General features: G+C 63.5%; 13 protein-coding genes. 5 read left to right on the top strand and 8 right to left on the bottom strand.

Translation table 11 applies throughout. The features are described 5' to 3' along the window. Positions 1 to 47: 47 nt before the first annotated feature. Entirely contained in the window at positions 48 to 1,076 is a 1,029-nt protein-coding gene (gene adhP, locus ACVOLS_RS05605) for an alcohol dehydrogenase AdhP (protein WP_481544822.1), read from the top strand. A 354-nt stretch (positions 1,077 to 1,430) separates the two neighbouring features. On the opposite strand, the gene ACVOLS_RS05610 is transcribed toward adhP, so the two are convergent. Together ACVOLS_RS05610 and ACVOLS_RS05615 are read right to left on the bottom strand one after the other, a co-directional pair. Further along, complete coding sequence (locus ACVOLS_RS05610) at positions 1,431 to 1,754, bottom strand: hypothetical protein (protein WP_296247419.1); 324 nt, start codon at positions 1,752 to 1,754, stop codon at positions 1,431 to 1,433. Positions 1,755 to 2,000: 246 nt separating this feature from the next. Beyond that, entirely contained in the window at positions 2,001 to 4,121 is a 2,121-nt protein-coding gene (locus ACVOLS_RS05615) for a TonB-dependent receptor family protein (RefSeq protein WP_481544823.1), read from the bottom strand. A 175-nt stretch (positions 4,122 to 4,296) separates the two neighbouring features. Here ACVOLS_RS05615 and ACVOLS_RS05620 point away from each other — a divergent pair, with 175 nt between their 5' ends. Further along, positions 4,297 to 5,499 carry an amino acid aminotransferase gene (locus ACVOLS_RS05620; protein WP_282269220.1) on the top strand — a complete coding sequence of 401 codons (1,203 nt, stop codon included), beginning with the start codon at positions 4,297 to 4,299 and terminating at the stop codon, positions 5,497 to 5,499. Positions 5,500 to 5,796: 297 nt separating this feature from the next. Here ACVOLS_RS05620 and ACVOLS_RS05625 read toward each other — a convergent pair whose 3' ends face one another. Then, positions 5,797 to 7,032, bottom strand: coding sequence for an MgtC/SapB family protein (locus tag ACVOLS_RS05625; protein ID WP_481544824.1), 1,236 nt, complete (start codon positions 7,030 to 7,032; stop codon positions 5,797 to 5,799). 287 nt (positions 7,033 to 7,319) lie between these two features. On the opposite strand from ACVOLS_RS05625, the gene ACVOLS_RS05630 reads away from it, so the two are divergent. The 3 genes from ACVOLS_RS05630 to ACVOLS_RS05640 all read left to right on the top strand — a co-directional run bounded on the left by ACVOLS_RS05630 (position 7,320) and on the right by ACVOLS_RS05640 (position 9,686). Continuing rightward, entirely contained in the window at positions 7,320 to 8,333 is a 1,014-nt protein-coding gene (locus tag ACVOLS_RS05630; protein ID WP_481544825.1) for a class 1 fructose-bisphosphatase, read from the top strand. Positions 8,334 to 8,541: 208 nt separating this feature from the next. Continuing rightward, a complete protein-coding gene (locus tag ACVOLS_RS05635) occupies positions 8,542 to 9,246 on the top strand; it encodes a 2OG-Fe(II) oxygenase (protein WP_481544826.1) in 705 nt (234 codons plus the stop codon). After that, complete coding sequence (locus ACVOLS_RS05640; protein ID WP_481544827.1) at positions 9,243 to 9,686, top strand: hypothetical protein; 444 nt, start codon at positions 9,243 to 9,245, stop codon at positions 9,684 to 9,686. Before ACVOLS_RS05635 ends, ACVOLS_RS05640 begins: the two co-directional genes overlap by 4 nt. A 99-nt stretch (positions 9,687 to 9,785) precedes the next feature. Here the strand turns inward: ACVOLS_RS05640 and ACVOLS_RS05645 are convergent, their stop codons facing one another. The 5 genes from ACVOLS_RS05645 to ACVOLS_RS05665 all read right to left on the bottom strand — a co-directional run bounded on the left by ACVOLS_RS05645 (position 9,786) and on the right by ACVOLS_RS05665 (position 14,368). Beyond that, a complete protein-coding gene (locus ACVOLS_RS05645) occupies positions 9,786 to 10,172 on the bottom strand; it encodes a hypothetical protein (protein ID WP_481544828.1) in 387 nt (128 codons plus the stop codon). A gap of 403 nt (positions 10,173 to 10,575) precedes the next feature. Continuing rightward, entirely contained in the window at positions 10,576 to 11,058 is a 483-nt protein-coding gene (locus ACVOLS_RS05650) for a hypothetical protein (RefSeq protein ID WP_481544829.1), read from the bottom strand. A gap of 13 nt (positions 11,059 to 11,071) precedes the next feature. Then, on the bottom strand, positions 11,072 to 11,986 hold the full coding sequence (locus ACVOLS_RS05655; RefSeq protein WP_481544830.1) for a hypothetical protein: 915 nt from the start codon (positions 11,984 to 11,986) through the stop codon (positions 11,072 to 11,074). Between the two features lie 227 nt (positions 11,987 to 12,213). Beyond that, entirely contained in the window at positions 12,214 to 13,305 is a 1,092-nt protein-coding gene (locus ACVOLS_RS05660) for a PA0069 family radical SAM protein (RefSeq protein ID WP_481544831.1), read from the bottom strand. Between the two features lie 64 nt (positions 13,306 to 13,369). After that, entirely contained in the window at positions 13,370 to 14,368 is a 999-nt protein-coding gene (locus ACVOLS_RS05665; protein ID WP_481544832.1) for an HlyD family secretion protein, read from the bottom strand. Positions 14,369 to 14,373 lie beyond the last annotated feature (5 nt).

Genomic DNA, 14,373 nt, shown 5'->3' on the forward strand with positions numbered 1-14,373 from the left:
AGGCTTGGCGCGAAGCTGGACTTATCCCCCGCAAAGGAGATCCATTGATGGACAAGACGATGAAGGCGGCCGTGGTCCGCGAATTCGGCAAGCCGCTGGTGATTGAAGAAGTAACCGTGCCGCGTCCGGCCGCAGGCGACATCCTGGTCAAGATCGAGGCCTGCGGCGTCTGCCACACCGACCTGCATGCCGCCGAAGGCGACTGGCCGGTAAAACCCAATCCCCCGTTCATTCCCGGCCATGAAGGCGTCGGTCACGTGGTCGCGGTGGGCGCAGGCGTCACCCACATCAAGGAGGGCGACCGCGTCGGCATTCCGTGGCTGTATTCGGCCTGCGGCTATTGCGAGCACTGCCTGGGCGGCTGGGAAACCCTGTGCGAAGCGCAGCAGAACAGCGGTTATTCGGTGAACGGTGGTTTCGCCGAATACGCGCTGGCCAATGCCAACTACGTCGGCCTGCTGCCCAAGGAAGTGGGCTTCGTCGAGATCGCACCGATCCTGTGCGCGGGCGTCACCGTCTACAAGGGCTTGAAGGTCACCGACACCAAGCCCGGTGACTGGGTGGCGATTTCCGGTATCGGCGGCCTTGGTCACATGGCGGTGCAGTACGCCAAGGCGATGGGCTTGAACGTGGCCGCAGTGGATATCGACGACAGCAAGCTGGCCCTGGCCAAGCGCCTGGGCGCCAGCATCACCGTCAACGCCCGCAACACTGATCCGGCGGCCTTCCTGAAGAAGGAAATCGGCGGCGCACATGGTGCCCTGGTCACTGCGGTATCGCCCAAGGCCTTCGAGCAGGCGCTGGGCATGGTGCGGCGTGGCGGCACGGTGTCCTTGAACGGCCTGCCACCGGGTGACTTCCCGCTGGACATCTTCGGCATGGTGCTCAACGGCATCACCGTGCGTGGCTCGATCGTCGGCACCCGCCTGGACCTGCAGGAATCGCTGCAGTTCGCCGCCGACGGCAAGGTCGCCGCGACGGTGAGCACCGACAAGCTGGAGAACATCAACGACGTGTTCAAGCGCATGCATGCAGGTGCGATTGAAGGGCGCGTGGTGTTGGACTTCAACGCCTGATCGCAACCGGCCAGCACATCCGCACCTCCCCCGGGGTGTGCTGGCTGGATTGCTTTTTGCTTTGGCTATTGATCTTCTCCTCTCCCCTTGCGGGAGAGGATGCCGAAGGCAGGAGAGGGGAAGCGGCGAAGCCGCTAGGCTCACGCACAGTCAGGTTGCATACCAGTCGGTAGCGAGGCATTGCTAGCTTCGCGGCTTACGCCGCTCCTACAAAAAGCAGGAGTGCCGAAGGCAGGAGAGGGTGCGGCGAAGCCGCAAGAGCTCATGCACCTCCAGATTACATACCCATCGATAGCCAAGCATTGCCAGCTTCGCGGCTGACGCCGCTCCTACAAAAGCTTCCCCACGTTTCGACTAGCGTACGTGCACCGCAGCCACCGGCATGCGGTCCAGCGCCAGCCATGCGTCTTCGACCAGATCCCTTACCTGTTCCCAGCGCAGCCGTGAGCCGCCGCGTGCCTGTTCCCAATGCTCGGCCAGTTCCACGTCGGTATCACCGCTGCCACGTGGCCAATCCGCTGCGTGTGTTGCCAGCGCGAATGCATAGGCCGGCTGCAGATCCAGCCAGCCGCGCGCGCCACGCCGGCGCCGCGCGTAATCGTCAAGGCTGTACTGGACGAAATCCTGCGCCACTTCGTCAGCAGCGTGCTGGCTGCGCCTGAGCCGGCCGCGCCGCATCAGCTTGGGATCGGCGGCAAACAAGGTTGGCGCAGCGGGATGCTCGATGCGATCGGGGCGGTACATGGCACAACCCTCCCAGTTGGGCGCTAACAGATACGCCCGGGGCTGTTAGGTGGGGGTGAGCGGGGTGTTCAGGCGGTTGTTGGGTGGGTGCAACAGCAAAAGCAGAAGCAGAAGCACCCCTCCCCAGCCCTTCCCTTCGCTACGCGAAAGGGAGGGGGCCAAGTGCGCGCGCTCAGCTGCTCAACGTGCCCATTGCCACTGCAGGCCCACGGTGAAGGCGCGGTCTGGGCCCGGCTCGTAATAGCGCTGGTTGCCATCGTTGACGATCACCGAGCCGATGTAGCGCTGGTCCAGCAGGTTATCGATACGGGCGAAGGCGCGCAGCGGCCCACGAGCCGTCGTCCACTGCCGCGCCATCTCCAGGTTCAGCAGGCCATAGCCGGCTGCGTTGGCGCTGCCCAGATCGTTCGCGCCGATGTCGCTGGCGGCCACCACTTCGGCCGCCCACTGCCACGGCCCCGGCTGCCATTGCCAGCGTGCGAACAACTGCTGGCGTGGCACGCCCGGCAAACGTGTGCCCGCAGCTACAAGGTTGGTGGGCTGGGTGCAGGGCGAGGGCAGGCCGGTACAGGTCAGGTAGGCATCGCGCACGCTGGCTTGTAGCCAGGTATAGGCCAGCTGCAGCTGCTGGTCGGCAGCAATCGGCTGCTGCCAGCTCAGCTCGATACCTTGCCGCCGGGTCGCGCCGATGTTGCGGTAGCTGCTGCGCCCGCCGCTGTTGGTCGCCACCGCCAGCTCGTCCTCGCTGTCGGCACGGAACAAGGCCAGCTCCACACGCGCGCCGCTCTGCACCCGCCATTTGCCGCCGATCTCGTAGTTGCGGGTGCTGCCTTCGGCCAAATCCAGCGCCAGGCCGGCGCCGCCATCAGCGCGGTAGCCCAGCTCGTTGAAGGTCGGCGTTTCAAAACCGCGCCCGGCCGAGGCATACAGACGCAGATCATCGCTGGCGCGGAACACCAGACCCGCCACCGGTGTGGTCGCCGAGTAATCACGGTTGCCGCTGTCATCGGGATTGCTGGCAGTGACGTAGCGGTCGCGCGAACGGAACTGCACTTCGCTATGGCGCGCACCCAGCAGCGCCGACCAGCGCGGGCTGAACTGCCACCAGGCCTGCGCGAACTGGTCGATGTTCTGCACCCGATCGTTCTGGTCGCGGCGCAGCCGACCCTTGATGCCCAGGCTGTTGCCGATGAAGTTCTCGTAGCCGGTGCGGTGTTGTTGCTGACGGTCGGCATTTGCCCCGATCACCAGCTCCAGCGGCTTGCCAGCCAGTTGCCCGTGCCAGGCCCAGCGCGCGTCCACGCCGCCGTAGTCGCTGTCCAGGTCGATCACCCCGCCCGAGTGCAGGGGACTGTTCTGCGGCCCCGGCGGGATCGCCAGGAACTGTTCCACCGCGCGCTGCCCCGCATAGCCCATCAACCGCCAGGTCTGTTGATCACGCTCGGCGCTGTAGACCACACCCAGCTGCGTCTGCCGCACCGACTTGCGGGTGTTGTACTGAGTGGCGACGGCGGTGGCCTGACGCGGGTTCTCGCGCACCTGCTCGCGACTCAGGCCCAAGGGGTCCTGCGCGTGCGGTGCATCGAAGCCGTTGAACAGCAGTTCCAGTCGCTGGCCGGCCGCCAGATCAACGCCCAGCCGCGCATTCACCGATACACGCCGGGCAGCGCTGTGCTCGCGCCAGCCGTGGGTACGGAAATGGTTGGCTGCCACGTTGTAGTGCATGGCCCCGGCCAACCCTTTGAGCTGCACACCTGTGCTGGAGCTGCCATTGCTGCCGTAACTGCTGCGCAGCCGCCACGGATCGCCGTCCTGCCCGTCCTCGCTCCACAGCTGCAGCACGCCGCCGGAGGAATTGCCGTACAGCGCCGAGAACGGCCCGCGCAGCACCTCCACCCGGTCGGCGCCGAACACGTTGAAGTGCGAAAGTTGTCCCTGGCCATCGGGCATGGTCGCCGGCACCCCGTCGACCAGCAGCCGCACCCCGCGCACGCCGAAGGTGGAGCGCGCGCCAAAACCGCGCAGCGACAGCTGGGTGTCCTGTGCATAGTTCTGCCGGTCACGTGCCAGCAAGCCGGGCACCGCGCCCAGCACTTCGGAAAGCTGCGCGCCACGGCCATTGCCGTCGGCGTCCAGCGCAAGCATGCTGCTGGAGGAGGGCAGGTCGAAATCATCCACCGCATGGACCTTTGCCGCCTGGACCCGCACCCGATCCAGCGTTGCGGTGGGCAACTCGTCGGCCAGCGCCGGCAATGCCAGCATCAGCCCGGAAAACGCCAAAAAACGATTACAAGTACGCATCCGGCCATCATCTCCGATCCACGCAGGCAGCGTCATCGCCCCGCGCGCTGAAGTTCCAGCTGAAACCCTACGGCCACGGGGCTCCAGCCCTGTTACGATGATGCGGTTATGAGCGCGCTTTTGCTGCATCCCGTGCCGAACACCCCCACTCCCCGCCACTGATACGAGTATCGCCGTGTCCTTCTTTGCAAACGTCGAACAGGTTCCTGGTGACCCGATTCTGGGTCTGACCGAGGCTTACAACGCTGACAGCCGCACCACCAAGGTCAATCTTGGCGTGGGCATCTACTACGACGAAAGCGGCCGCATTCCGCTGCTGCGCGCCGTCAAGCAGATCGAGCAGACGCTGGCCGCCGAGGCCAAACCGCGCGGTTACCTGCCCATCGACGGGCTGCCGGCCTACACCCAGGCCACCCAGAAGCTGGTGTTCGGCGAAGCGTCTGACCTGCTGGCCGCTGGCCGCGTCGCGACCTCGCAGACCGTTGGCGGCAGCGGTGCGCTGCGCGTCGGCGCCGACCTGCTGAAGCGCCTGCTGCCGCACGCCACCATCGCCATCAGCAACCCGAGCTGGGAAAACCACCGCGCCGTGTTCGGTGCCGCCGGTTTCGACGTGGTCGATTACACCTATTACGACAACGCCGCACACGGCCTGGACTTCGCCGGCATGCTGGCCGACCTGCAGAAGCTGCAGCCGGGCACCGTGGTGCTGCTGCACGCCTGCTGCCACAACCCGACCGGCGCCGACCTGAGCACCGAGCAGTGGAAGCAGGTTGCCGCATTGATGAAGGACCGCCAGCTGTTCCCCTTCATCGACATGGCCTACCAGGGCTTCGACAAGGGCATCACCGAGGACGGTCAGGCCGTGCGCATCGTCGCCGATGCCGGCATCGACAGCTTCATCGTCGCCAACTCGTACTCCAAGTCGTTCTCGCTGTACGGCGAGCGCGTCGGTGCGTTGTCGGTGGTGGGTCCGGACGCGACCTCGACCAAGGCCGTGCAGTCGCAGGTCAAGCGCATCATCCGCACCATCTACTCCAGCCCGTCCACCCACGGCGCCGCGCTTGTCGCCGGCGTGCTGAACAGTGGCGAGCTGCGTGGCGTGTGGGAAGCCGAGCTGACCGAAATGCGCGAGCGCATCCACGCCCTGCGTGCCGGCATGGTGCAGAAGCTGGCCGCCCTGGGCGCGCCGGAATTCGGCTTCATCCAGCAGCAGGCCGGCATGTTCTCCTACTCGGGCCTGAGCAAGGCACAGGTGGACAAGCTGCGTGACGACTACGGCATCTACGCCGTCGGCACCGGCCGCATCTGCGTTGCCGCACTGAGCCAGAACAACCTGGATTACGTGGCCAAGGCGGTTTACGACGTCAGCCGCGGCTGATTGATCGTTGCTGCTGATGTGATGAAAAGCCCGGGGAAACCCGGGCTTTTTTGTGGTTTGAGGGTTGTGGATAAGACTGTGGAGCAAAGGCTTCAGAGCTTTAAAGCACCCCTCCCCAACCCTCCCCTTGCCTGCGACAAAGGGAGAGGGCAATAGCTGCAGCCCTCACCATTTCGCGAACCGCAGCTTAGCCCCCTCCCTTGCGCAAAGCGCAGGGGAGGGTTGGGGAGGGGTGCCGTTGCTCCAGCTCCTGCTTTTCCAAAGCCTTATCCACAACCCCCTGTGGATATCCAGCAGCTACCCCGGCACCACCCAGGTAACCACCACCGCAGTCACCACCATCGCCCCAAGCCCAATCGCCACGCCAGCGCCGTAGCGCCCACCACCACTGGCAAACGCCAGCACCGATTTGGCCAATGACGCCGAGGCCAGCAGCGCCACCACCCCCCAACGCGCCTGCGCCAATTCCAGGCCACCAGACGCAGTAAGCCCAGCAATACTCGCCGCCGCCGCGTGCAACTCACCCAAGGCGGCAATCGTCGCCCCAGCCAGGGCACCGGCCTGCCCGAACAACTGCCGCAGCCCTTCGGACAACAGCAGCACCACCGCGATCACCAGCGCGATCAGCAGGGCGTGTTTCAACTGGAAGGCCTTGCTGGCCGGCCCCTGCGGCACCGCTTCATCGGCCACGTGGCGCAACCCCAGCACCGAGCACAACAACAGAACCAGACCCGCCGCCGCCAGCGGCCATGCCGCAGCCTTCAACAACGTCGCCGAACTTGTGCCGATAACGGCGGCAAACAGCAGCAACGAGGCAAGATTCGCCAATAACGCCGCTGCTACCGAAGGCATCACCAAGGCCGGCGCGGCGCGACTGCTGCGGCCAAACCCGGCCACTGCCGCGGTCGAGGAGGCGAAGCCAGAAAAGAACCCGGCTACCGGCAGACCCCAGCGCGCGCCCACCGCCCGCAGCGCGATATGGCCGAGCATGCCCACGCCCATCACCAGCACCACGATCTGCCACAGCTTGGACGGCACCAGCACGCCCCAGGGATCGACTGCGCTATCCGGCAGCATCGGCAGCACCACCAGCGCACAGGCGGCCAGCAACAGGGCGTCACGCACCTCCTGGTCGCTGATCACTTCCCGGCTCAGGCGTGCCAATGGCGCCTTGGCCCACAGCAGGATCGCCACCACCACGCCCAGCGCCGCCGCCAGCGCCTGTTGCTGCATGCCCAAGCCGCCCAGCAGCACAGTTATCAACAGGGCGATTTCGCCGGTCAGGCCGGGATCTTCACGCGAGGTGACGCGGTAACTGGTCCACGCCAACGCCGCCACTGCCAGCAGCGCCACCACGAATACCGCCTGGCCCAGCATCAAGGCCGCCGCACCCAGCAAGGCCGACAGCGCATGCGTCCGAACGCCGGCCTGCAGGCTTTTGCGACCGCCGTGCTGACGCTCGCGCACCGCGCCGATCAGCAAGCCGATGCCCAACGCAGTCAGCAAGCCGTGTGTGGCCTGGTTCCAATCCATCGTGTTCTCCAGCAAGGCCCTGAATGGTACGAGGCCTGTGGATAAAGCCAATACCCACGGACTTATCCACATCTCATTCCGCCATGGAATTATCCCCAAACACTTGTGGATAACCCGCTTGCGCCCGCCATGACTGGGCTTTTCCTCGCCACGGCAACTGTGCAACACATCGACTGGCAGGCGCTGTCCATATTTGTCCACAGAAAGACAAAGTCTGGCCACGGCTCGCTAAAAGCCGAGCCAGCCGCGACAATAGCGCCCCTTTCGTCTGAAGGTAGTTGCCGTCCATGTCCCGTACGTCGCTGACCCGTTTCCTGATCGAAGAACAGCATGCCAAGCGCATCAACGCCGACCTGCGCCAGCTGGTAGCCGTGGTTGCCCGCGCCTGCACCAGCATCTCGATCGCCGTCAGCAAGGGCGCCCTGGGCGGCGTGCTGGGCGATGCCGGCACCGGCAACGTGCAGGGCGAGGCACAGAAGAAGCTCGACGTGATCTCCAATGAGATCCTGCTCGAAGCCAATGCCTGGGGTGGCCACCTGGCCGCCTGCGCCTCCGAGGAAATGGATCACAGCCAGCCGGTACCGTCGGAATACCCGCTGGGCGACTTCCTGCTGCTGTTCGATCCCCTCGATGGCAGCTCCAACATCGATGTGAACGTCTCGGTCGGCACCATTTTCTCGGTGCTGCGCTCGCCCAAGGGTGTGGATAAGCCGGGCGACGAACACTTCCTGCAGCCGGGCACCCAGCAGGTCGCGGCTGGTTACTGCATCTACGGGCCCAGCACCATGCTGGTCCTGACCGTGGGCCATGGCACCCATGCCTTCACCCTGGACCGCGAAACCGGCGAGTTCGTGCTGACCCAGCGCGGCATGCAGGTGCCGGCGGACACCAAGGAGTTCGCCATCAACATGTCCAACCAGCGCCACTGGGAAGCGCCGATGCAGGGCTATGTGGCCGACCTGCTGGCCGGCAAGGACGGCGTGCGCGGCAAGGATTTCAACATGCGCTGGATCGCCTCGATGGTGGCCGACGTGCACCGCATCCTGACCCGCGGCGGCATCTTCATCTACCCGTGGGACAAGAAGGACCCTTCCAAGGCCGGCAAGCTGCGCCTGATGTACGAGGCCAACCCGATGTCACTGCTGGTCGAACAGGCCGGTGGCGCCGCCACCGATGGCCGCGAGCGCATCCTCGACATCGCCCCGACCCAGCTGCACCAGCGCGTGCCGGTGTTCCTCGGCTCGAAGAACGAAGTCGCCGAAGCCACCCGCTACCACCGCGAGCACGACCTGCAGGGCTGAGCCCCACTTCACCTGTAGTGCCGAGCCATGCTCGGCAGGGGCATTACCGGTAAAGCCCCGCTGCTGTGCATTGCTTGGAAAGCCTCTGCCGAGCATGGCTCGGCACTACCTGGGTATTGCTTGGGAAGCCCCTGCCGAGCATGGCTCGGCACTACACAAGCGGGGCGCTTCAGGCCACCATCGGCGGACACGCACTGCGAGGCTGCCGATGACTGCTGTTGATTTCATTGAGGTCTACGACAACGCCCTGTCCGCCGCCGATTGCGCCGCCATCGTCGAACGACTGCGCCAAAGCACCCAGCTCAAACCCGGCCAGGTCGGCAGCGGCGTGTTCCCCGAACTCAAACGCAGCCACGACCTGCGTATCAGCGGCAACGAGGGCTGGCGCGATGTAGAGCAGCGCATGCAGCAGGCGGTGTTCAACGGCATGCTGCATTACCTGCGGCGTTATCCACAGGTGCTGATTTCACCGCTGATGCTGCAGGTACCCGATGCGGAAGGACAGGCGCGCCGCCTGAGCGCAGATGATTTCCAGGGTATGGACGATGCCGCCCTATCCGAACTCGCGCGCACCTGCCTGCGTCCTGGCGCGATCAACCTGCAGTGGTATACGGCGGGCGAGGGCGGCTACCCCTATTGGCACTGCGAATTGTTCCCGCGTGATCCTGGTGGCGAAACCCTGCACCGGCACCTGCTATGGACGCTATACCTCAATGATGGTTTCGCAGAAGGCGAAACCGAATTCCTGTTCCAGCAACGCAAGGTGGTGCCGCATACGGGAAGCTTGCTGATCGCACCTACCGCATTCACCCATACTCATCGCGGCAATCGGCCGCAGGGTGGAGACAAGTTCATTGCGACGAGTTGGATTTTGTTCCAGTCGGCGCAGCGGTTGTATGGAAATGCGACATGACACGTGCGGGTGCTCGCGTCCTGCTGCTGGCCCTGCCCTTGCTGTTGTTGTCAGCCTGCGGTTGTCCTTCTGCGCCGCTGGCGATGAATACTGCAACAGCTGCATTGGAGAACCCTTGTAAGCGCTACATCGGTGTTCCACAGTCAGTCGCGGTCAGCGAACTCATCTCCAACGGACGCGCGTACGAAGGACGCGCGGTGTCGGTTGCAGGCTACTACTCGTATGGGTTCGAACACTCGGCACTCTATGCAGACGCGGGCGTGGATATGTATGCACACGATTTCAGCAAAGGTATCTGGATCAATGGCGTGCCACGCTCCGCCGGCCTGCAGGAAACACATCTGCTTCTGACCGGTGTCGTCTACACACAGCAATCCAGGGGTCACCTCAGTCAATGGTCGGGCAGTCTCTGCGTTACCAAGATGCGCCCTGCATCCTGATGCAGCATTCACGCGGGTAGAGCAGAGCCATGCTCTGCTTAGGTGTTATCGGTAGAGCCCCTACCGAGCATGGCTCGGCACTACAGTGATCAGTACATCTCAAACGTCGTCGTAGCAGAGATCGTCCGGGTCAACGCCAACATGATCTGGCGAAGGCAGCTCTGGCAGGCGTACTGCCGCGACTTCGCTCTTTCCCAACAACAGCGCCTTGGCCACGCGATGCATGCCATCCATCACCCGTCCCTGCGGGCAGAGGATGATCGGATACTGCAGGTCCGCTGCTTCCACCAGCTGCATGTGCTCAATGACCTGCCTGCATGTCGGAGGTGGTGAACCGGCGTCCCACCAATAGGCTTCGTCCAATTCGGTGATCGCGGACAGCGACACACGGTGGACGGGAAGGTCGCGGCTGATTGCAATCAAGCGATACACATCCCAGGCCAACAGGCCAGCGCCGCTTGGACGGAAGTGGTATTGCCTGCGCATGGCTTCTTGGCCCGTGAAATCAGCCGTCAGGGTAACTCAGCACCTGTACCGCGAGGCGATGTTCCGCTGGGCCACTGCTTGAAATAACGCGTTGGAGCGGCATAAGCCGCGAAGCTGACAATCGATCCGAGGTGTAGATGCCTGCAGTTCCGTTGCCGCCTGCTTCGCAGCCTATGCCGCTCCAAGGAACATAGCTGTCAACGTGTTGTATGGATGCAACGTAGCTAGCAGCCAGCTGGTTCATATCTATCCAAGCACCTGCTGGGCGGTTCCCGGCCCTGGCGCATCATCCCAATCAAGCCAGATTGTAGATGCCACCAACGAGAGCAATGCGTTGCCTGCAACGAAGATGTGATCAGCAAGGGCAATGAGGGTAGTCCGACCAGGATCCATCCCTTTCCAGCTACATCGTTTCCAACAGGCCAATATCGCCCGTCCCCCCAAAACCACCGTCGAATCCACCGAAGCCGCCAAATCCACCGGCGCCGGCGCCATCACCTGCTGCGCCATCCCATGTAACTGACCCGCCACCGCCGCCAGGGGCTCCGCGTTGCGTTCCAGGTATGGGTTGTACGCAGGGTGTCCCCACCAAACAGGCCACCAATGCCTGCTCCGCGCTTCCGTCGGACCATTTGACCTCGATGATCGTGCCTATTGGCGCCGAAAGAATGCCGTTGGCAACTCTGTACATGCCCATCAGCCCCAATAGCGCAGCGATCTTCAAATCACCCGAGGTAGAGACATCAATACCTATGGCCGGTGCCACTGTGTCGTAAGGCTTCTTGCTGACGTCGATTGATATCGTCTTCGCAATGACCGCTGTCGCCACCAGGCAGGCGATCAGAATCCACTTTCGATTTCTCGCAATGCTTGTCGCTGGTTTCATTTGACTTTCCTTATCAATGGGATTTCACAAGCTCCGCCACAGCAGCCACCCGTCTATCGAGGCCTTCCATTTCTCCAATCGGAACAAGATGGCTACGGACGAAATCTTCATAGGACGCGCTTTCACACGCACCTGTATTCAGGCACACCGACCGCATCACACGTGAATCGCCACTACAGTCCAATCCCCGCCGGCATGCCACGATACTCAGCGCGTATCCGCCCTGCTCTCCGCTGAGCACAGCACTTCGTTCATCCAATGCGATGCCGGCTCTGCCATTGAGCACTTGGCCCAGATCGAACAACGCACTTGCGTCTGCAGCCATCAGCGCCTGTTCGACAATTGCGGCGACCGGAAAGGCTGCTGCCTCATTCGGGTAGTACATCGCCATGCGTACTTTCGCGGTTAAATCCCCTCCTTTTGCCGCCTGCGCGAGCCACAGTTTCTGCGCCTCCAATGGCACAGCCTGACCCCCATCCACCTGCCCACATTCGGCGACCAATTGCTGTGCTGCGATCTCCATCTGGCGCGCTGATGCGCGATTGGCATGTAGACGCGCCGTCGCTGCCACGCCTTGAAGGAAAGCTGCGGGTGATTGGCCCAAGGCAAGGCAGTTCCCGTAGATTTCGGCCAGCTGCCTCTGTGCCGCAGCTTCTCCCGCGTATGCACGCGCCTGTGTCTGCAATACCTCGTCGGCGAAGTGGCGCGTCCTCTGATAAGCCGCATCTTTGTATGCGGAATGGGATGCGTCCGACGCGCCGGTCTGCTCCACCTTCCTTGCTGCATCAACCATGGAGTCTTGCTTGGACGAAACGAATTCTCCTGGATTCAACACATTGGCTGTATCCGGTGATTTCGTACCCGGCCACAACGTAATCGCGGTCACCACCGCAACTGCAATAGCCGTCAATAGAAGTTCCTTCTTCACCAAAGTTCCCTTCAATCAATTCTGTTGTTGATGTTCTTCACCAACTCCTGCGGACCGGCGCAACCTTACCCCACACCATGCGCAATCGTTACTTCCGCAGCTATGACTTTTTGGAACCAGGGCATACCAGAAGCCGACCTCAATTGCAGATTCCGTGCCAGGGTCGAGAACGGAGCTGATCAGCGCGAGGCTTGCTTAGCTGATGCTCACTCACTGCATCCCACTCTTCAGAACAACTCACCCTGCAGTGACGGTTTCTTCGGCGGCAGTGGTGCAATGAATTTGCTGCAATCCAACCACGGCCATTGCTGGCGCGATGCGTTGAAGCCCAGCCGCTTGCTGGCCAGCTTGAAGCGGTTTGCAAGCAGATCGGCATACACGCCATCACCACGCATGCGCTTGCCGAACTGGCTGTCGTAATCCTTGCCGCCACGCAGTTGGTTGATGGTGCTCATCACATGCTCCGCGCGCTGGGGGTAATGCGCATCCAGCCAATCGCGGAACAGCGGTGCTACCTCGTAGGGAAGGCGCAGCAGCACGTAACCGGCGCTGCTGGCACCGGCATCGCGTGAGGCCTCCAGCACCGATTCCAGTTCGGCGTCGTTGATCCACGGAATCACCGGCGCCACCATCACGCCTACCGGGATGCCGGCATCACTCAACCTGCGCATTGCACGCAGCCGTGCATGCGGAGCCGACGCACGCGGTTCAAGCTTGGCTGACAGATGTGGGTCCAGCGAGGTCACCGAGAAGTGCACGCTGACCAGTTGCTGCTCGGCCAGCGGCGCCAGCAGATCCATGTCGCGCTCGACCAGTGCGTTCTTGGTGATCAGCGAGAACGGATGCCGGGTTTCCTGCATCACCTCGATCAGTTGGCGGGTGATGCCGAGTTTGCGCTCGATGGGCTGGTAGGCATCGGTGTTGATGCCCAAGGCGATCGGCTGCGGCACATAGCCGGGCTTGGACAGTTCGCGCCGCAACACTTCGGCAGCATTGGTCTTGGCGAAAATCTTGGTTTCGAAATCCAGCCCCGGCGACAGATTCAGATAGGCGTGCGTCGGCCGTGCGAAACAATACGAGCAACCGTGCTCACAGCCGCGATACGGATTGACCGATTGGCTGAAGCCCACGTCCGGTGAGTTATTGCGGCTGATGATGCTGCGCGCGGTTTCCGGGCGCACGTCGGTGCGCAGCCTGGCGGCGGCGAATTCCTCGCTCTCATCGACCGCCCAGCCGTCATCGACGGCTTCGCTGGTCAGGGTTTCGAAACGGCCGGGCAGGTAGGTGCTGGCACCGCGGCCCTTGATCGGGGTAGGCATGCGCCTACGCTAACGCGCGGCTGTCGCAGGATCTGCGACGCCCCGCATTCATCCGGACCGTGCTTCAGCCGGCCTTGGGCTTGATCACCAAGGTGGCGCTCATGCCGGCGCTGAGCACGGCATCGTCCGGTACCGACTGCGGATCGATGCTGACCCGCACCGGCACGCGCTGCGCCAGCCGTACCCAGTTGAAGGTCGGCTCGACCTCGGCCAGCAGGTTGGTGCTGGTGGGGCCAGCTGCATCGGCGATGCCGGTGGCAATGCCTTCAACCTTGCCCTGCAGGTGCACGCCGCCGGCCATCAGGCGGATATCCACGGCATCACCGCGGTGGATCTTCGGCAGCTTGGTTTCCTCGAAGTAGCCGTACACCCACATGCCTTCGCTGGCGACCAGCGCCATCCGCGCCTGACCGGCGGCGGCGTAGTCGCCTACACGCACGTCAAGGTTGGTGATGGTGCCGTCGGCGCTGGCGCGTACTTCGGTGCGAGCCAGTTCCAGCTGCGCCTGCTGCAGTGTCACCCGCGCCTGTTGCAGGGCGGCACTGGCCTGTTGGCTGCTGGCGCTGGCGGCATGCGCGCTGGCCTGTGCCTGCTTCCAGCTGGCCTGTGCGGCCTGTGCCACGGCGCGTGCATCAGCCTGCGATTCACGCGAGACGATGCCGTCGAGCTGGGCGCGGCGTTGCGCCTGCTCCTGGCGCATCTGGAACTCGGCCTGGCTGGCACTGGCACCGGCGCTGGCGGCTGAGATCGATGCGCCGGCAGCGCGCGCAGCGGCTTCGGCGGCCTGCAGATCGGCTTCGGCCTTGGCTACCGCCAGTGCATAGCGGTCGCGGTCGATGACGAACAGCAACTCGCCTTGCTTGACCAGCTGGTTGTCGTGCACGGCCACTTCGGTGACCAGGCCGGATACATCCGGCGCAATGCGCACCACCTCGGCGCGCAGGCGCGCATCACGCGTCCACGGGCTAAGCATGTATTGGTGCCAGACCACGTAGGCAAGCACTGCGGCCAGCAGCACCACCACTGTGGTGACACCGCCTCGTATCAGGCTGGCGGTTTTCATCGGTA

This window comes from Stenotrophomonas sp. STEN038 (assembly GCF_056759895.1).

Excerpts from the sequence above, each read along its gene's own strand:
- adhP (WP_481544822.1), top strand. The coding sequence starts at position 48 with ATGGACAAGACGATGAAGGCGGCCGTGGTCCGCGAATTCGGCAAGCCG.
- ACVOLS_RS05610 (WP_296247419.1), bottom strand. The coding sequence starts at position 1,754 with ATGCGGCGCGGCCGGCTCAGGCGCAGCCAGCACGCTGCTGACGAAGTG.
- ACVOLS_RS05615 (WP_481544823.1), bottom strand. The coding sequence starts at position 4,121 with ATGCGTACTTGTAATCGTTTTTTGGCGTTTTCCGGGCTGATGCTGGCA.
- ACVOLS_RS05625 (WP_481544824.1), bottom strand. The coding sequence starts at position 7,032 with ATGGATTGGAACCAGGCCACACACGGCTTGCTGACTGCGTTGGGCATC.
- ACVOLS_RS05630 (WP_481544825.1), top strand. The coding sequence starts at position 7,320 with ATGTCCCGTACGTCGCTGACCCGTTTCCTGATCGAAGAACAGCATGCC.
- ACVOLS_RS05635 (WP_481544826.1), top strand. The coding sequence starts at position 8,542 with ATGACTGCTGTTGATTTCATTGAGGTCTACGACAACGCCCTGTCCGCC.
- ACVOLS_RS05640 (WP_481544827.1), top strand. The coding sequence starts at position 9,243 with ATGACACGTGCGGGTGCTCGCGTCCTGCTGCTGGCCCTGCCCTTGCTG.
- ACVOLS_RS05645 (WP_481544828.1), bottom strand. The coding sequence starts at position 10,172 with ATGCGCAGGCAATACCACTTCCGTCCAAGCGGCGCTGGCCTGTTGGCC.
- ACVOLS_RS05650 (WP_481544829.1), bottom strand. The coding sequence starts at position 11,058 with ATGAAACCAGCGACAAGCATTGCGAGAAATCGAAAGTGGATTCTGATC.
- ACVOLS_RS05660 (WP_481544831.1), bottom strand. The coding sequence starts at position 13,305 with ATGCCTACCCCGATCAAGGGCCGCGGTGCCAGCACCTACCTGCCCGGC.
- ACVOLS_RS05665 (WP_481544832.1), bottom strand. The coding sequence starts at position 14,368 with ATGAAAACCGCCAGCCTGATACGAGGCGGTGTCACCACAGTGGTGGTG.